16 protein-coding genes and 1 pseudogene are annotated in these 16922 nt (G+C 70.7%); 7 read left to right on the forward strand and 10 right to left on the reverse strand.

Annotated elements, in window-relative coordinates:
• Positions 1–86: 86 nt before the first annotated feature.
• From ACYVF7_RS41145 to ACYVF7_RS41155, 3 genes are read right to left on the reverse strand one after another with little or no spacing between them, the layout of a single operon-like run.
• Positions 87–1121 carry an ABC transporter permease gene (locus tag ACYVF7_RS41145; protein ID WP_460351411.1) on the reverse strand — a complete coding sequence of 345 codons (1035 nt, stop codon included), beginning with the start codon at positions 1119–1121 and terminating at the stop codon, positions 87–89.
• Positions 1111–2130 carry an ABC transporter permease gene (locus ACYVF7_RS41150; protein ID WP_460351412.1) on the reverse strand — a complete coding sequence of 340 codons (1020 nt, stop codon included), beginning with the start codon at positions 2128–2130 and terminating at the stop codon, positions 1111–1113. The genes ACYVF7_RS41145 and ACYVF7_RS41150 overlap by 11 nt, the downstream gene beginning before the upstream one ends.
• Positions 2131–3642, reverse strand: a complete 1512-nt coding sequence (locus tag ACYVF7_RS41155; RefSeq protein ID WP_460351413.1) for a sugar ABC transporter ATP-binding protein — start codon at positions 3640–3642, stop codon at positions 2131–2133.
• A 344-nt stretch (positions 3643–3986) separates the two neighbouring features.
• On the opposite strand from ACYVF7_RS41155, the gene ACYVF7_RS41160 reads away from it, so the two are divergent.
• The 6 genes from ACYVF7_RS41160 (at position 3987) to ACYVF7_RS41185 (ending at position 10373) form a co-directional block, all read left to right on the forward strand.
• Positions 3987–4976: a LacI family DNA-binding transcriptional regulator gene (locus ACYVF7_RS41160; protein WP_460351414.1), complete on the forward strand. Its 990-nt coding sequence runs from the start codon at positions 3987–3989 to the stop codon at positions 4974–4976.
• A 1-nt stretch (position 4977) separates the two neighbouring features.
• Positions 4978–5706: a (Fe-S)-binding protein gene (locus ACYVF7_RS41165; RefSeq protein ID WP_460351415.1), complete on the forward strand. Its 729-nt coding sequence runs from the start codon at positions 4978–4980 to the stop codon at positions 5704–5706.
• A gap of 116 nt (positions 5707–5822) precedes the next feature.
• Positions 5823–7199: a lactate utilization protein B gene (locus tag ACYVF7_RS41170; protein ID WP_460358386.1), complete on the forward strand. Its 1377-nt coding sequence runs from the start codon at positions 5823–5825 to the stop codon at positions 7197–7199.
• Positions 7193–7954, forward strand: a complete 762-nt coding sequence (locus ACYVF7_RS41175; protein WP_460358388.1) for a LutC/YkgG family protein — start codon at positions 7193–7195, stop codon at positions 7952–7954. Before ACYVF7_RS41170 ends, ACYVF7_RS41175 begins: the two co-directional genes overlap by 7 nt.
• Before the next feature lie 13 nt (positions 7955–7967).
• Positions 7968–9395 carry a rhamnulokinase gene (locus ACYVF7_RS41180; protein ID WP_460351416.1) on the forward strand — a complete coding sequence of 476 codons (1428 nt, stop codon included), beginning with the start codon at positions 7968–7970 and terminating at the stop codon, positions 9393–9395.
• A gap of 249 nt (positions 9396–9644) precedes the next feature.
• Complete coding sequence (locus ACYVF7_RS41185) at positions 9645–10373, forward strand: S1 family peptidase (RefSeq protein WP_460351417.1); 729 nt, start codon at positions 9645–9647, stop codon at positions 10371–10373.
• 77 nt (positions 10374–10450) lie between these two features.
• On the opposite strand, the gene ACYVF7_RS41190 is transcribed toward ACYVF7_RS41185, so the two are convergent.
• Positions 10451–11488, reverse strand: a complete 1038-nt coding sequence (locus ACYVF7_RS41190; RefSeq protein ID WP_460351418.1) for a helix-turn-helix transcriptional regulator — start codon at positions 11486–11488, stop codon at positions 10451–10453.
• A 147-nt stretch (positions 11489–11635) separates the two neighbouring features.
• Positions 11636–12505 (reverse strand): NAD(P)H-binding protein, encoded by an 870-nt coding sequence (locus ACYVF7_RS41195; protein ID WP_460351419.1) that lies wholly within the window; start codon positions 12503–12505, stop codon positions 11636–11638.
• Positions 12506–12583: 78 nt separating this feature from the next.
• Here ACYVF7_RS41195 and ACYVF7_RS41200 point away from each other — a divergent pair, with 78 nt between their 5' ends.
• Positions 12584–12973: a winged helix-turn-helix transcriptional regulator gene (locus ACYVF7_RS41200; protein ID WP_460351420.1), complete on the forward strand. Its 390-nt coding sequence runs from the start codon at positions 12584–12586 to the stop codon at positions 12971–12973.
• On the opposite strand, the gene ACYVF7_RS41205 is transcribed toward ACYVF7_RS41200, so the two are convergent.
• From ACYVF7_RS41205 to ACYVF7_RS41225, 5 genes and pseudogenes are all read right to left on the reverse strand, one after another.
• Positions 12970–14262 (reverse strand): cytochrome P450, encoded by a 1293-nt coding sequence (locus ACYVF7_RS41205; RefSeq protein WP_460351421.1) that lies wholly within the window; start codon positions 14260–14262, stop codon positions 12970–12972. The genes ACYVF7_RS41200 and ACYVF7_RS41205 overlap by 4 nt on opposite strands.
• Before the next feature lie 77 nt (positions 14263–14339).
• Complete coding sequence (locus tag ACYVF7_RS41210; protein ID WP_460351422.1) at positions 14340–15341, reverse strand: hypothetical protein; 1002 nt, start codon at positions 15339–15341, stop codon at positions 14340–14342.
• A 50-nt stretch (positions 15342–15391) separates the two neighbouring features.
• Positions 15392–15511 (reverse strand): DUF397 domain-containing protein, encoded by a 120-nt coding sequence (locus ACYVF7_RS41215; RefSeq protein WP_460351423.1) that lies wholly within the window; start codon positions 15509–15511, stop codon positions 15392–15394.
• A 29-nt stretch (positions 15512–15540) separates the two neighbouring features.
• A pseudogene (locus ACYVF7_RS41220) lies at positions 15541–16326 on the reverse strand (helix-turn-helix domain-containing protein); the annotation flags it as partial.
• A 118-nt stretch (positions 16327–16444) separates the two neighbouring features.
• Entirely contained in the window at positions 16445–16864 is a 420-nt protein-coding gene (locus ACYVF7_RS41225) for an ATP-binding protein (RefSeq protein ID WP_460358390.1), read from the reverse strand.
• Between the last annotated feature and the right edge of the window lie 58 nt (positions 16865–16922).

Genomic DNA, 16922 nt, shown 5'->3' on the forward strand with positions numbered 1-16922 from the left:
GGTTAGGAGGCGGCGGAGCCGGGAGGTCGGCCGGGCTGGGAGGTCGGTCGGGGCAGGTTGGTCGGGAAGAACAGGGTTGGTCGGGGCTAGCTCGTACTGCGGTGGTGGTGTCGTCGGGCCTCGCGTACGGCGGCCGCGATCCGCGGGGTGAGTACGGAGACGATGAGGAGGAGGCCGGTGACGATCGACTGGATCTCGGTCGCGACGTCACGGAGCATGAGCAGGTTGCGGAGCAGGCCGATGAGCAGCACGCCGGCGACGACACCGCCGAGCGTGCCCTTGCCGCCGTCGAAGTCGACGCCGCCGAGCAGCACCGAGGCGATGACGGCCAGCTCCAGGCCGAGGCCGTTGTCGGCGCGGGCGCTGCCGTACCGCAGCGTGTAGACGGCGCCGGCGAACGCCGACACGATCCCGGAGACCACGAACAGCAGCAGCTTGATGCGCTTGACCCGGATCCCGGCGAAGAACGCCGCCTCCTCCTGCGCGCCGATCGCGAACAGCGCGCGGCCGAGGCCGGTGGCGTGCAGCACGACCGCGGTCACGATGGCGAGCAGGATGAACAGCGCGAAGGGGTACGGGATCGGCGTGCCGGGCACCGTCTTGGTGGCCATGTCCGCGTAGTTCTGCGGGAACTGCGCGACCGCCTTGGTGCCGAGCACGACGTACGCGAGGCCTCGGTAGAGGGTCAGCGTGCCGATCGTGACGGCCAGGGACGGGAGGCCCAGCCGGGTGACGAGCAGGCCGTTCACCAGACCGGCCACCGCGCCGACGACCAGGAGCAGCGGGATGATCGTCTCGATCGCCCACCCGGCGTCCCACAACGCGCCGAACAGCGCGCTGCACAAGCCCAGCACCGAGGCCACGGACAGGTCGACCTCGGCGGCCACGACCAGCAGCGTCATCGGCAGCGCGATCAGCGCGATCTCGCTGAGGTCGCCCAGGGCGAAGGACAGGTTGTCGCTCGTGGCGAAGTCCGAGGTGCCGAGCGCGCCGCCGGCGAAGACGACGATCAGCAGGGCCGTGACGATGACGTCCCAGCGGATGAACCGGGTCAGCGGCCGGGGTGCCTCGGCGCGCGCCGGCGCGGAGCGGGCCTCGGCGGCGGGGGCTTCAGGCGCCATGACGGGCGTTCCTCCTTCGCAGGGCGCGGGTGACGCGCAGGCCGAGCAGGCGGTCGACGCTGATCGCGAGGAGCAGCAGCAGACCGGCGATGGCGTCCTGCCAGAAGGAGTTCACCTTCAGGACCACCAGGACGCTGCCGATCGTGGTGAGCAGGAGCGCGCCGAGCGCGGCGCCGTACACGCTGCCGAGCCCGCCGACGATGGCCACGCCGCCGACGACGACGGCGGCGACCACCCGCAACTCCCAGCCGTGCGCGGCGTCCGCGACGACCGTGCCGAACCGGGCGAGCCACAGCACCCCGGCGAGTCCGGCGAGGACACCGCTGACGAGGTACGCCGTGAGGATCCGCTTGCGGATCGCGATGCCGGCGAGCCGCGCGGCGTCCGGGTTCGAGCCGATCGCGTAGAACTCACGGCCCGACGGGTAGGCCCGCAGGTAGTGCCCGACCGCGACCATCACGACCACCGTGATGAGCGGCAGGTACGGGATGCCGAGCACACTGCCGTTGCCCAGGTCGAGCAGGGACGATGGCACGTCGGCGGCGTTGATCTGCTGGCCGTGCGCCCAGTAGTAGTCCAGGCCCTGGATGACGTACAGCGTGCCGAGCGTCACCACCAGCGCCGGGACCTTGAAGAAGCTGACGAGCACGCCGTTGACCAGGCCGCAGACCGCGCCGATGGCCATCCCGATGAGGAGGACCAGCAGGACGTTGCGGTCGTGCCCGGCGACGAACTTCCCGGTCGCGAACGCCACCAGGCCGACCACCGACCCGACGGACAGGTCGATGTTGCGGGTGACGACCACCATCGTCTGCCCGACGGCCAGCAGGGCCAGGATCGAGGCGTTGAGGAAGATGTCCTTGACGCCCTGCGTCGACAGGAACGAGGAGTTCACCAGCGTCGTCACGACGACGAGGACGATCAGGGCGCCGAGGATGCTCAGCTCCCGCGCCCGCAGGACGGTGTCGACGAGCCTGCGCCCGCCGACGTCGGCGGTTACGGCTGCCATTTACGCGGCCTCCTGTCGGGTACGGCCGGTGGCGGCGGCCATGACGGTCTCCTCGGTGGCGTCTTCACGGGAGATCTCGGCGGCGAGCCGGCCCTCGTGCATGACCAGCACGCGGTCGGCCATGCCGAGCACCTCTGGCAGGTCGGAGGAGATCATCAGGACGGCGAGGCCCTGGCCGGCCAGCTCCGACAGCAGGCGGTGCACCTCGGCCTTGGTGCCGACGTCGATGCCGCGCGTGGGCTCGTCGACGATCAGAACGGACGGCTCGGTCGACAGCCACTTGGCGAGGACGACCTTCTGCTGGTTGCCGCCGGACAGCACGCCGACCGTGTCGCTGAGCCGCGCGTACTTCAGCTGCAGCCGGATCGCCCAGTCGGCGGCCCGGTCGCGTTCGACCTTCCGGGAGATGACCGGGCCGCGCCGCAGCGTGTGCAGCTGGGTGAGGCCGATGTTCCGCTCGATCGAGCCGTCCATGACCAGGCCCTGCTGGCGCCGGTCCTCGGGGACCAGGGCGATCCCGGCGGACATCGCGGCGGTGGGGCTGCCTGCCGGCAGTTTCGTCGTCCCGACCTGGACACCGCCCGCGTCGTAGCGGTCGACCCCGAAGATCGCGCGGGCGACCTCGCTACGCCCGGCGCCGACGAGGCCGGCCAGCGCGACGATCTCCCCGGCGCGGACCTCGAAGGAGACGTCGGTGAAGACGCCCTCACGGGTCAGCCGGGAGACCCTCAGCACCGTCTCGCCGGGCGTCGTCTCCTGCTTGGGATACAGCGTGTCCAGCTCGCGGCCGACCATCCGCTGCACGAGGTCGTCGGGGGTGAGCCCGTCGAGCGTCTCGGTGGAGATGTAGCGGCCGTCGCGCAGCGTCGTCACCCGCTGGCAGAGGTCGAAGATCTCCTCCAGCCGGTGGGAGATGAACAGCAGCGCGCAGCCCTGCTCCTGGAGCGTGCGGGCGACGGCGAACAGCCGCGCGACCTCGTTCCCGGACAGCGCCGCCGTCGGCTCGTCCATGATCAGTACGCGGGCGTCGCGGGAGATCGCCTTGGCGATCTCCACGATCTGCTGGTCGGCGATGGACAGACCGCGTGCGGGCCGGTCCGGGTCGAGCGCGACGCCCAGCCGTTCGAACAGCTTCGCGGTCTCGGTCCGGAGGGCGCGGCGGTCGATGCGGCCGAAGCGGGCGCGCGGCTGGCGGCCCATGAAGATGTTCTCCGCGACCGACAGGTCGGGGAACAGCGTGGGCTCCTGGTAGATCACGGCGACGCCGGCGTGCTGTGCGTCGCCGGGACCGTGGAACTCGTGCGGGCGGCCGTCCAGCAGCACCTGCCCCTCGTCGGGCCGGTGCACCCCTGCCAGGATCTTGACGAGGGTGGACTTGCCCGCCCCGTTCTCGCCGGCGAGCGCGTGGATCTCTCCGCCCCACAGCTCCAGGGAGACGTCCTGCAGAGCCCGCACCGCGCCGAACGCCTTGCTGACGCCCGCCAAAGCGAGGATCGGAGGCGACTCGGTCACGTGACCTCCTTCGTCGGAGGAGTGACCAGGCGCACTGCGCTGTCGATTCGCTCGCTCCGCTCGCTCATGGTTCCTCCGGAAGTGAACGGAATAAAAACGTTTTAACGCGATTGACCCGGGACGCTAGGTCTGTGAGCGCAGTCACGTCAAGAGTGAGTTTCCGGCGGATCCGTGCGAGAAGAAGATCGAATGCCTTCTGAGCTGGGAAAATATCGCCGAGATAACGAGCCGGTCACCGCCCGGTCTCCTCGAACGGCCTTCACGGGACGTGTTGACACGTTTTAATTCAGTCGTCACAGTGAACGCCATCACACTCGGAGAAGAGGTACAAGGCGTTGGGCACCGTGGGGATCAGGGAGGTCGCGCAGCGCGCGGGCGTGTCGCCGGGCACGGTCTCGAACGTGCTGAACCGGCCCGAACGCGTCGCGGCGCCGACGCGCGCCCGCGTCGAGCAGGCCATTCGTGAGCTGGGCTTCGTACGCAACGGCTCGGCCGCGACCCTGCGGGCCGGGCAGAGCCGGGCCATCGGCCTGGTCGTGCTCGATGTCGGCAACCCGTTCTTCGTCGCGGTCGCGCGCGGTGTCGAGGACGTCGTCAGCGACCGGGACCACGCGGTCATCCTGTGCAACTCCGGTGAGTCGCCCGATCGGGAGGCCCGCAACCTGCGGGTTCTCGCCGAGCAGCGGGTCCGCGGCGTCCTGATCACACCGACCGACGAGGACCTCTCCCGTCTGGACCTGCTGCGTCAGCGCGGAGTCGCCGTCGTCCTGGTCGACCACCCGGCGACCGGGGACGTGTGCTCGGTGTCCGTCGACGACGTCGCCGGCGGCGACCTGGCCGTCGCCCACCTCCTCGCCCGAGGCGCGGAGCGGCTCGCGTACGTCACCGGTCCGCTGGCGATCCGGCAGTGCGCGGACCGGCGCAAGGGCGCCCGGCGCGCACTGCGCACGGCGGGGCTGCCCGCCCGCGCCCTGGAGGACGTGGTCGTGCCGGAGATGAACGCGAGCGGCGGCGCGCTCGCCGCCGAGAAGCTCCTGGCCGGCGACCTCCCCGACGCGATCTTCTGCGCGAACGACCTGCTCGCGCTGGGCGTGCTGCGCGCACTGGCGCAGGCCGGGGTGCGGGTGCCGGACGACGTCACCCTCATCGGCTACGACGACATCGAGTTCTCCTCGGCGGCGGCGGTGCCGCTGAGCTCGATCCGCCAGCCGACCTACCAGCTCGGCAAGATCGCCACCGAGCTCCTGCTGGACGAGTGCGACGCCCCGGCGGGCCACGCGCACCAGCAGATCATGTTCCAGCCCGAGCTCGTCGTCCGCGAATCGAGCCGCTGACATGCGCGTCGCCCTGTTCGTCACCTGCTTCAACGACACGCTCTACCCCGGCACCGGCAAGGCGGCCGTGACCCTGCTCGAGCGGCTGGGGCACGAGGTGGTCTTCCCCACCGCGCAGACCTGCTGCGGTCAGATGCACTACAACACCGGATACGACCGGGAGTGCGGACCGCTGGTCAGAGATTTCGTTAAAACGTTCCAACCGTACGACGCGATCGTCGTCCCGTCGGCGTCCTGCGCGGGGATGATCCGCGAGAACCACGCGCGGGTGGCCCACACCGTCGGCGACGACGCGCTGGCCGAGGAGGCCCGGCGGACCGCGCCGCGCGTCCACGAGCTGTCCGAGCTGCTCATCGACGTGCTCGGCGTCGAGGACGTCGGCGCGTACTTCCCGCACCGGGTCACCTACCACCCGACCTGCCACTCCCTGCGCGCCCTCGGCCTCGGGGACCGGCCGCTGCGACTGCTGCGCGCGGTGCGCGGCATCGACCTCGTCGAGCTGCCCGACGCGGCCGAGTGCTGCGGCTTCGGCGGCACCTTCGCGCTGAAGAACCCCGACGTGTCGGCCGCGATGGGCGCGGACAAGGTCGCCCGGATCCGCCAGACCGGAGCCGAGGTGGTGTGCGCGGCGGACAACTCCTGCCTCGCGCACATCGGCGGCCTGCTGTCCCGGCTCCGGACCGGCGTACGGACCCTGCACCTGGCCGAGATCCTGGCGGCCACCGAATGAATCACCGGACCGGCGAACGAGGGGCACCCATGTCCACGCACGATCGGACGGCCGGACCCGCGTCTCCGACCAGGCCCGCGTCTTCGGCCGGGGCGCGGATGCCGACGTACGTCGGGATGCCCGCCTTCCCGGACGCCGCGCGCGCCGCCGTACGCGACACGCAGCTGCGCCGGAACCTCGCGCACGCCACCACCACGATCCGCGCCAAGCGGGCCGCGGCCGTGGCCGAGCTGCCCGACTGGGCGGAGCTGCGGGAGGCGGGCAAGCGCATCAAGGACCACACGATCGAGCACCTCGGCCACTACCTGCGGCTCCTGGAGGAGCAGGTCACGGCCCGGCGCGGCACGGTGCACTGGGCGCGGGACGCCGCCGAGGCGAACCGGATCATCACCGACCTGATCAAGGCCACCGGTGAGACCGACGTCGTCAAGGTCAAGTCGATGGCCACCCAGGAGATCGGCCTGAACGAGGCGCTCGCCGCCGAGGGCATCCGCGCGCACGAGACGGACCTGGCCGAGCTGATCGTCCAGCTCGGGAACGATCGCCCGTCCCACATCCTCGTCCCTGCGATCCACCGCAACCGCGCGGAGATCCGGGAGATCTTCCGCCGGGAGATGCCCGGCGCGCCCGGCGACCTCAGCGACGAGCCCGCCCGGCTCGCCGAGGCGGCCCGCGCCCACCTGCGGGAGCGGTTCCTGGCGGCGAAGGTCGCCGTGTCGGGCGTGAACTTCGCGGTGGCCGAGACCGGATCGCTCGTCGTGGTCGAGTCCGAGGGCAACGGCCGGATGTGCCTGACGCTCCCCGAGACGCTGATCTCGGTGATGGGCGTCGAGAAGGTCGTGCCCGCCTGGCGGGACCTGGAGGTCTTCCTCCAGCTGCTGCCGCGCTCGTCGACCGCCGAGCGGATGAACCCCTACACCTCGATCTGGTCGGGCGCGACCGAGGGCCAGACCTTCCACCTGGTGCTGATCGACAACGGCCGGACGGCCACGCGCGACGACGAGGTGGGCCGGCAGGCGCTGCGGTGCATCCGGTGTTCGGCCTGCCTCAACGTGTGCCCGGTCTACCAACGGGCGGGCGGGCACGCGTACGGGTCGCCGTACCCCGGGCCGATCGGCGCGATCCTGTCGCCGCAGCTGCGCGGCGGCGGCTCGCCGGTGGACGAATCGCTGCCGTACGCCTCGACGCTGTGCGGTGCCTGCTACGAGGTCTGCCCGGTCGCGATCGACATCCCCGAGGTGCTCGTGCACCTGCGGTCGCGTGCCGTGCACGGCCGCGCCGAGCGGGCGGCCATGCGGTTCGCCGCCTGGACGCTGCGCTCCCCCGCCCGGCTCGCCTTCGGGCAGCGCCTGGCGGGCACGGCCGGGCGGGCCCTCGGTCGCAAGGGCGGCATCCGGCGGCTGCCCGGCCCGCTCTCGCGCTGGACCGACACCCGCGACGCGCCCGTCCCCGCGACGGAGACCTTCCGCGACTGGTGGGAGAAGCGATCGTGAACGCCCGCGAGGAGATCCTGCGCCGGCTCGGCGACACGCCGCCGGACGCCGCCGCGTACGACGCGATCCCCCGGCCGTACCTCCGCCGCCACCACGACGGCGACGTCGTCGGCCTCTTCGCCGAACGCGCCGCCGACTACCGCGCGGAGGTCCGCCGGATCCCCCGCGCCGACCTGCCGGGTGTCCTCGGCGCGCTGGACGGCCGCTACCTCACCCCGGACGGCCTACCCGAGGCGTGGACGGCAGGCGTCGGAGTCGTCCGGGAGGACCCGCAGGCCTCGACCGGCGAGCCCGACCTCGTACGAGACGGACCGCAGGCCTCGGCCGGCGAGGTCGACGGCGCGGAGGCCCCGCAGGCCACGGCCGACGGGCCCGACGTCGCAGCGGACGGACCGCAAGTCTCGGACGGCGGGCTCGAGGTCGTACGGGATGACCCGCAGGTGTCGATCGCCGAGTTGGACGGGCTGGACGGCGTGATCACCGGGTGTGCGGTCGCGATCGCCGAGACCGGCACGGTCGTGCTCGATCACGGCCCCGGCCAGGGCCGGCGTGCGGTCACGCTCGTGCCCGACCACCACGTCGTCGTGGTCGAGGCGGCGCGGATCGCGGCGGACGTGCCCGAGGCCCTCGAACGCCTCTCCCCCGACCGGCCGCTGACGTTCGTGTCCGGTCCCTCGGCGACCAGCGACATCGAGCTGTCCCGTGTCGAGGGTGTGCACGGGCCGCGCCGGCTCACCATCGTGATCATCGACTGAGGAGGAGCAGCCAATGCCCCCGCGTTCGTTCGCCGCCGTGGACCTGGGCGCCTCCAGCGGGCGCGTCATGATCGCCCGTGTCGGGGACGACGAGCTGACGTTGCGTGAGGCGCACCGCTTCCGGAACCGCCCGGTCCGCGCGGCGGGCACCCTCCACTGGGACGTCCTCGGGCTGTACGGAGAGGTCCTCGAGGGACTCCGGGGCGCCGAGGGGGTCACCTCGGTCGGCGTGGACTCCTGGGCGGTCGACTACGGTCTGCTCGACCCGGCCGGCAGGCTCCTCGGCAACCCCGTCCACTACCGGGACGGCCGCACCGACGGCGTCATGGACAAGCTGATCGCCGAGGTGGGCGCGCAGACGCTGTACGACGTCGGCGGACTGCAGTTCCTTCCGTTCAACACGGTGTACCAGCTGCTGTCGGCGCCGGTCCCGGAGGCGGCGCGCACGCTGCTGATGATCCCGGACCTGCTGGCGTACTGGCTGACCGGCGAGGTCGGCGCGGAGATGACCAACGCGTCGACGACCGGGCTGTACGACGTGCGGACGGGCGACTGGGCGCACGCCTTCATCGAGCGCCTCGGGCTGCCGGCGGGGATCTTCCCGCCGCTGCGCGGGCCGGGCGACGTCATCGGCACGCTGCGGCCGGACGTCGCGGCCGAGACCGGGTTGCCGGAGTCGCTGCCGGTCACCGCGGTCGGCTCGCACGACACGGCCTCCGCCGTCCTGGCCGTGCCCGCCGAGAACGACCGGTTCGGCTACGTGTCCTGCGGCACCTGGTCGCTGGCCGGCGTCGAGCTCGACGCGCCGGTGCTGACCGAGGAGAGCCGGGTCGCCGGGTTCACCAACGAGGTCGGGGTCGGCGGCACGATCCGGTACCTGCGCAACGTCATGGGGCTGTGGCTGCTGCAGGAGTCGCTGCGGACCTGGCGGGCCGAGGAGTCACTGCCCGAGCTGCTGGCCGCCGCCGCGGACGCCCCGCCGTTCGCCGCGCTCGTCGATCCGGGCGACCAGGCGTTCATCCCGCCGGGCGACATGCCCGCGCGGATCACCGCGTACTGCGCGCGGACCGGCCAGCGACCCCCGGAGGGACGGGCCGAGATCGTCCGTTGCGTCCTGGAGAGCCTCGCCCTCGGGCACCGCGCCGCGATCCGGGACGCCGCGCGCCTGTCCGGGCGGTCCGTCGAGGTCGTGCACGTCGTCGGCGGCGGGGCGCGCAACACGCTGCTGTGCCAGTTGACCGCGGACGCCTGCGGCCTGCCGGTCGTCGCCGGACCGGTGGAGGCGACGGCGATCGGCAACGCGCTGGCGCAGGCCCGCGCGCATGGTCTGACCGCCGACCCGCGCGGGCTCGTACTCCGGACGCAGGAGCTGACCGTCTACCGGCCGAGCGGTGACGACGCCGCCTGGGACCGCGCCGCGCGCCGGATCGGCCTCTCGTAAGTGCCTGGATTTCCGGGTTCGCGGCGCCGCCGCGAGCCCGGTTCTCCTCGCCGTTCCGGGCGGTGCATTTCGATCTCCGAAGCGATCACAAGATCCCTTTACCGCGAATTCCGATCACTTCCCTGATCACGTATCCGCAGGTAGATGCCTAGGTAGATCTTTGCCTGATCCTTTTGAAAAAGCGGCATAAGTTCACTTACAGTCTCCTTCATGCGTTTTGCCGCCCCCCTCGCTATTTGCGCTGCTTTCGTGGTTACCCTCGCTTCTCCCGCCTCCGCGATCACCAATGGATCTACGGACGGCAACGAGCACCCGTCGGTCGGCGCTCTCCTCGCCGACAAGCCGTACCCCGACGGCACCTGGGCCTACTGCACCGGCACGCTCGTCTCCCCGACGGTCCTCGTGACCGCCGCGCACTGCGGTCACAAGAACCAGCGGACCGCGCGCGTCACCTTCGCCAGCCACTACAAGCAGGGGGAGACCGTCTACTCCGGCCGCTACATTCCGGACGAGCGGTACAACCCCAAGGGAGACCTCCACGACATCGCCGTCGTGGTGTTCGACAAGCCGATCGCCGGCATCAAGCCGGCCAAGCTGCCGCCCGCGGGCCTGCTGTCCCGGATGCGCGTCGACGGATCGCTGCAGGACGCCCGGTTCACCCCGGTCGGATACGGGTCGGTCAACCAGAAGAAGGCGGCTTCGCACAAGACGAAGCTGGTCTACACCGACACGCGCAGCCGGACGTCGATCTCCTACGACGACCTCACCCGCGTGTGGCTCAAGCTCGGCTTGGAGGAGGGCGACGGAGGCACCTGCTACGGCGACTCCGGCGGCCCCAACTTCCTCGGCGACTCCGACCTCCTGGTGGCCACGACCATCAGCGGGGACGACGACGCCTGCAAGGCGACCAACTACGACTACCGCCTGGACGCCGGCCCGGCCCGCGACTTCCTCGCCCGGTACGTCAAGCTGCCGTAGTCCCTCGCGACGTGCGGCGGGCCGTCAACGGCGACGGCCCGCGGCGGAAAGATCCGCGTGCGCTCCTGTCTCGGCTGTCAGCCGGAGATCGCGGCGAGGAGTTCGTCGCGGCCGCCCGCACCGGTCTTGCCGTACACGGCCTTGAGATGATCGTTGACGGTGTGGACGGACAGGTCGAGACGGCGCGCGATCTGTTTGGGCGCCTGTGCCTGGTACAAATGCGCGACGATCTCGCGTTCGCGGGACGTGAGGCCGTACCAGTCGCCGAAGAACGGGAGCAGCCGCGTTCCGGTGGCCGCCTGAATGACGATCGAGACGTCACCGGTGCCGTCGTGGTCGAGCGGCTGTCCATGGCAGGCGATCCAGCGCCCGGCTTCGACGCCGGGCCCAATGATCGGTGGCGGCGCGTCCCCGAACTCGCGGACGTGGCCGCGGGTGAGCATCGCCAGTGCGACCAGGAACGACTCGACGGTCCACCCGGGAGCACACCGCGCCAGCCGCTCCAGCCAGTCGTCCGCCTGCGGGGTGGTGGCCCGGATCGTGTGGTCGGCGCCGACGATGACGACGCCCGGCGGCGGTGCCGGGACCGCCGGCGTGAGCGGGCCCGCGGTGACCTGGTCACGCAGGTGTCCGACCAGAGTCGGCGCCAGCCGATGCAGGCGCTCCACTTCGGCGGCGTCGAACGGCCTGGCGCCCTCGGCGCGCGTCAGCCCCAGCTGTCCCCACACCCCGCGGCCGTCCCTCAGCAGCAGGTGCAGCTGGGAGCCGACTCCATGGGGGGACAGCAGGCGCGTGGCCATCTGCCGGCACGGTTCGGGGCCGTGGCCGACCGTCAGCACGCCCGCGGGGACCGGTCGCCGTTCGAGCTCGGACGGCATGCAGGGAAGGTCGCCCTGGTAGTAGCCCTGGTAGTAGTGGCGCAGAAACTCCTGGCCGAAGCCGGGCTCCAGTCCGTACCAGAAGCCGAACGGAGAAGGACCCACGCCCGTGGTCGGGCAGTGTCCGGTCAGTGCGATCGCGTCATGACCGACCACGGGCGCGAGGGCCCGTGAAAGCGCCTCGCCGATCTCGTCGGCCCCAGCACCGGACTCGGCCGCCTCGGAAAACTCCCGCATCGAACGATCCCCCGACCATTTCATGCACTAAGTGTGAGCCATCCGTCTCCGAGCGTGAGCGGAATGGAGAAAGAGACGGACCAGACGGCCGATCGAGGACGCACTGGGCGCTACCGGCCGCTCGCCGACCGGTAGCGCCCTCAGAGGTCACGCGGCCGGCAGAGCCGCGCGTTCGGCCGCGAAGAACTCGGCGATCGAGGTGGGCCTGCGGCCGGTGAGCCGTTCGGCCGCGTGGGTCATCACGTCGAACCAGCCCTCCCGGCGCGCGATGCCGGCTTCCGTCCATGCCTCGGCGAGTGGCGCCGCCATCCCCAGTGCGGTGAGACGCGTCGGCAGCTCCTCGTCCGTCACCGGCTCATGCCGTACGCGGCGTCCGGTCGCCTCCGTCAGCGCCTCCGCGATGTCCGTCTCCTGGACGGCCGCCGGTCCGGTGACCTCGAGGAACTGCCCCTCGCAGCCGCCGTCGGCCAGGACCGCGGCGGCCACGGCGGCGCTGTCGTCCCGGGTGAGGTAGCCGACTCGCCCGTCACCGGCGTTGCCGGGCAGCCGCCCGGTGGCCACCGCCCGCTGCGCGATCCCGAGGTACGTCAGCATCTCGGGCCACACGTTGAAACGCAGCGCGGTGAACGTCAGCCCGGACGAGGCCAGCAGACGTTCGGTGTCTCGATGGTCCGGGACGACTCCCACCGGGTTCCCCGGGTCACCCGCGCGCGCCACCGAGGTGTAGACGACGTGCCCCACGCCGGCCTTCGCCGCCGCGTCGAGCGCGTTGGCGTGCTTCGGCACCCGGCCCGTCATGGCGTCAAGGCTGATGACCAGCAGCCGATCGACCCCGTCGAACGCCCGTACGAGCCCGTCGGGGTCGGAGAAGTCGGCGAGGCGGGTCGCCACCCCGACGTCGGGGACCCGGTCCGGCGTACGGGAGAGGGCGACCACCTGGGAGGCGTCGACGCGCTCCACGAGGTGCCGCAGAGTGCGGCCGCCCAGGTTTCCGGAAGCTCCGCAGACAGCGAGCATGGCAAGCTCCTTGGTTCCGATCGATTCCGTACGCTGATCTTGTGTCGGTCGGAACGGCCCCCGAAAGAAGGCACTTTCATGTCCACTGGTGATCTCGCCGTCGCCCTGCCCACACCTGTGACCGTCGAAGAGCACGAGGCCTGCCCGGCGACCGGGGTGCTACGCCGCGTCGGCGAGAAGTGGGGCGTCCTGGTGCTGTCACTCCTGGCCGCGCGGCCGTACGGCTTCAACGAGCTGGACCGGGCGATCCAGGGGCTCAGCCGCCGCGTGCTCACCCGCACCCTGCGCACGCTCGAACGCGACGGCCTGATCAGCCGGACCATCCAGCCGGGAAGGCCGCCGAGAGTGGAGTACGCCCTCACCGACCTCGGACGGTCCCTGCGCGAGCCGCTGCTCATGCTGGGCCGGTGGGCCGTCGACCACGACGCCGACATCCGGGCCGCTCAGGCCCGCTTCGACGGTGTCTAGGGTGCGGTGAAGGTGCAGGGCAGGCGCTTGTAGCCGTTGATGAAGCCGGACAGCAGGCGGTCGGGCTCGCCGTCGGCGCGGAGGTCCGGCAGGCGGGTGAACAGCTCCCGGAGCATGACGGTGATCTCCCAGCGGGCCAGGTTCGCGCCGAGACAGAAGTGGGGCCCGGGGCCGCCGAAGCCGACGTGCGGGTTGGGGGCCCGGGTGATGTCGAAGACGTCCGGCCGGTCGAACACCGTCTCGTCGCGGTTGGCGGAGTTGTAGAACAGCAGCACCTTGTCGCCGGCCTTGTAGGTGTGACCGTTCATCTCGTGGTCGCGGGTCAGGTTGCGCCGCATGAAGATCACCGGCGTGGAGTAGCGCACGATCTCCTCGACGGCGCCGCCGATCCGGCCTTCGAAGTCCTCCAGCAGCAGGGCCCGCTGGTCGGGGAAGTCGGTGAACAGCTTCAGCGCGTGGCTGAGGGCCGTCCGCGTCGTCTCGTTGCCCGCGACGACGAGCAGGAGGAAGAAGGACCCGAGCTCGCGGGTCGTCAGGCGTTCGCCGTCGACGTTGGCGGTCACCAGGGCCGAGGTCAGGTCACCGGTCGGGTTCTTCATGCGCTCGCGCCCGAGACGGGCGGCGAGCCGGTGCAGGTCGCGGGCCGCCCAAATGATCCTGAGCAGCGCGCGGCCGGCGGCGACCCGGCTCATCTCTGGTCCCGGCGTGGCGCCGGTGTACTCCGGGTCGGAGTTGCCGAGGATCACGTTGGTCCGCCGGACCACCTGGGCGTGGTAGTTCTCGGGGATGCCGAGCATGTCGCAGATGACCTCGACCGGCAGGCGGACGGCGACCTTGGAGACGAAGTCGCCCGGACCGGTCTCGACCAGCTCGTCGACGATCCGCGCGGCGCGCCGCCGGATGTCGTCCTCGGTCTTGGCGAGCATCTTCGGCGTGAAGGCTCGCGACACGATGCGGCGGATCTTGGCGTGCCGCGGGTCGTCCAGGTTGATCAACGAGCCGAAGAACCGCTCCATGTACGCGGGGAAGTCCGGGATGCTGGTCGCGCTCGGCTCACTGCTGAAGACGTCCGGGTGGCGGCTCGCCTCGCTGACGTCCGCGTGCCGGACCAGCGCGTAGAAGCCCTTGCCCGGCCGTACGAACGGGACGGGGATCTCGCTGAAGAACGCCGGGTGCTCCCGCGCCCGCAAGGCCGCGAACGTCGCCTCCCGCTCCTCGACGGGCAACGCCCAGAACTCCAACGAGGACAGGGGGAGCCCCGATGGGGCCGGACCGGACCGGATCGTCATCACGCCACCGCCTTCCGGATCGACATCCATGCTCAGGTAAGTGAGCGGTTACAGTCAAGGGGCGAAGCGATCCCCGGTCACTGTGCCCTGGTGCAAGCGAGGTGCCCGCCCCGAACGTCCGAGGTGAAGCGGCCGTCGATGAGCCGGCCGAACGCGTCGACGTCGCCACCGCACTGATGGAGGCGCCCAACGATCTTCATCGCCGTGAAAACGGCGGTGCCGGCCGGGATCACCTGGAGCAAGCGGGGTGAGCGGCCGAGGCCGACCGAGAACCAGCTCCGGTCACCCGACCGCGGGTCGCGAATGACGACGATGCTCGGGTACGAACTCCGATCGAGGCTCGCCGACTCGAGGACGCCGTCGGCCGGGCGGTACACCACCCGGCCGGCGAGCAGCGACGTCCCTCTGGTCGTGGTGTCGAGGGCCCGTACCGTCCCGGTCGTCGGGGTGAAGCCGACCTGGGCGGGGACGCCCTGCCCGAGTGCGTAGCCGAGCGTACGGCCGTCCGAGCCCCACCTCAGATCGCCGACGACGGACGGGGTGTCGAGCGACCAGATGCGGTGCTCCCCGGTCAGGGTGTCCAGCACCGTAACGGAGGCATGGGGCGCCGCGGTGTTCCCGCACGGCGCCGTCGCGTAGGCGATCTTCGAGTCGTACGGGTCGACCGCCAAGCCCGCCACCGCGGCGCGGATCGGGCCGCCGGGGATCGGCCTCGGCTTCTCCGCGTCTCCCTGCTCCGACAGGCGCAGCCGGTACAGCCGCGACACGCAGCGGGCGGGGTCGGAGGCGGCCAGGACGAACGTACGATCCGCGGCGGCGGCCACGACCGCCACCGGCCGGCCGATGGCGGATGACGGCGCCGGCACCTCTCCGAGCACCCGGGACGTCGACGCCTCGAGCACCTGGGCCCAGCCTGGACCGCTCCCCTCCACCGAAACGGCGAACTCCGGCTCGGAACGGCCGGAAGGCGGCGGCGCCACGACGTCGGAGGAGACGGTGGCCGCCATCGTCGCCACGACCGCGCCCGAGGCGAGCCACAGGCGCACCGTACGCCCGAATCGCCGTCCGGCCCCGCCCATCCGCCGCCCCCTCTCAAGATCGCGAAGGGCGTCAGCCTACCGGCGGGACGTCAGTCGTGAAATTGCGCCGTCAGACTGGCGGCCTCCTGCGAGGTCAGCGGCGCCACCTCGACACACGCCTCGTCGTCGACGGCAGTGCTGACTGAGCTTTTGCGCCACTGCATCGCCATTCGGTGGCCTCCAATCGGCGTTCGATCAGGACGCGCGAGGCGTCATCGGACGCTGCTTTCTGCCCGATTCGGTCGAAGTCCAGTTTGAACTGTTCGACCTCGCCGCACATCTCGATCAGCCGACCGCCTCGCCGTGCTCCAGCGTAAGCGATATCGCGGGAATCGACACTGATGATGCGGAACGGGCCATCTTTTCCGATATGCGCACCGGTCGAGCGCTGGATGATACGGATCGAGATGTGCGGGCGCTGCATCAGTTCGAGCAGGTAGCGGAGCTGTGCCCGCATGACCTCGACGCCGCCGACGCAGTCGTCCAGCACGTTCTCGTCCAGGAGTGCCCAGACGTAGGGCGGATCCGGCCTTTCCAGGATCGCGGCCTGCCGCTCCATCCTGGCCCTGAGGGTCGCGTCGACGTCCTCGACGTTGCTGCTGGCCAGCAGCAGGGCTCGCGCGTAATCCTCGGTCTGGAACGGACCTGGAATGATCTGCCCCTGGTAGATCCGGATTATCTCGGCGATGGTCTCGTACGCGGCAACCGATTGCGCCCAGTCGGGGTTGTGGCCGTTCTGGGCGTACCAGAGCAGTAGCTCGAAGAGGCCGCCGGTTCGGAAATGACGGTCGATGATCTTTGCTTGCCTCTCGTCGATCTTTCTTCGGCCCGCTTCGACGTTGGAGACCGTCGATGGTGCGGCGCTGGCGATCTTTCCCCACTGCGTCAGCGAGAGGCCGTTCTTCTCGCGTTCCCACCTCAGCAGGTAGGCCAGCATGTGCCAGAGAGAGGTCTTCGGATTAAGCGGAGCTCGGACGACCGGCATTGGCTCTCCCTACGTATCCAGCGCGAGTCGCTACTACGGAGGGTAGATACATCCACTACTCAGCGCAGCCATTCCCGAAAACCCACATACCAGCGCCGTTCCAGACAGCTCTAGACAGCTACGGCCCGACCCTCGCCCATACGACCTTTCCGCTGGCCGTCGTCGACCGGTACCAGCCGAGTCGCTGGTCGGACAGCTCCCACGCGAGCGCGAGTCCACGGCCGGACTCGCCGTACTCGGTCGGCGGGAGGATCCTGGGGAGGTTGTCGGGGTCGGGGTCCCAGACGGCCAGTTCCAGAAGATGCCGGCCTGATTGGCTGGAGACCCACACGTGAATCTCCTTGCCCTCGTAGAGCCGTACCGCGTTGGTGGCCAGCTCCGTCAGGACGAGTTGTCCCGTGAATCTGGCGTTCTCGGAAAGGCCCCAGGTGTCAACGGCCTGATCAACCAGATTACGGACGAGATAGACGTTCTCCGCGTAAGCGAACATCTTAAGATCGAACCTGCGGGGAATCTCGTACGCTCGAGAGAAGTCCATGCTGGTCACGCCCTTCGGATCGGCCTGCCGAAAGACTGATCCGATGCGCCGACGCTCA

It is taken from the genome of Actinoallomurus acanthiterrae (assembly GCF_054775715.1).

Coding starts and splice junctions, on each gene's coding strand:
- ACYVF7_RS41190 (WP_460351418.1), bottom strand. CDS start 11,488: ATGCGGGAGTTTTCCGAGGCGGCCGAGTCCGGTGCTGGGGCCGACGAG.
- ACYVF7_RS41200 (WP_460351420.1), top strand. CDS start 12,584: ATGTCCACTGGTGATCTCGCCGTCGCCCTGCCCACACCTGTGACCGTC.
- ACYVF7_RS41210 (WP_460351422.1), bottom strand. CDS start 15,341: ATGGGCGGGGCCGGACGGCGATTCGGGCGTACGGTGCGCCTGTGGCTC.
- ACYVF7_RS41195 (WP_460351419.1), bottom strand. CDS start 12,505: ATGCTCGCTGTCTGCGGAGCTTCCGGAAACCTGGGCGGCCGCACTCTG.
- ACYVF7_RS41145 (WP_460351411.1), bottom strand. CDS start 1,121: ATGGCGCCTGAAGCCCCCGCCGCCGAGGCCCGCTCCGCGCCGGCGCGC.
- ACYVF7_RS41180 (WP_460351416.1), top strand. CDS start 7,968: ATGCCCCCGCGTTCGTTCGCCGCCGTGGACCTGGGCGCCTCCAGCGGG.
- ACYVF7_RS41205 (WP_460351421.1), bottom strand. CDS start 14,262: ATGACGATCCGGTCCGGTCCGGCCCCATCGGGGCTCCCCCTGTCCTCG.
- ACYVF7_RS41150 (WP_460351412.1), bottom strand. CDS start 2,130: ATGGCAGCCGTAACCGCCGACGTCGGCGGGCGCAGGCTCGTCGACACC.
- ACYVF7_RS41225 (WP_460358390.1), bottom strand. CDS start 16,864: ATGGACTTCTCTCGAGCGTACGAGATTCCCCGCAGGTTCGATCTTAAG.
- ACYVF7_RS41170 (WP_460358386.1), top strand. CDS start 5,823: ATGCCCGCCTTCCCGGACGCCGCGCGCGCCGCCGTACGCGACACGCAG.
- ACYVF7_RS41215 (WP_460351423.1), bottom strand. CDS start 15,511: ATGGCGATGCAGTGGCGCAAAAGCTCAGTCAGCACTGCCGTCGACGAC.
- ACYVF7_RS41165 (WP_460351415.1), top strand. CDS start 4,978: ATGCGCGTCGCCCTGTTCGTCACCTGCTTCAACGACACGCTCTACCCC.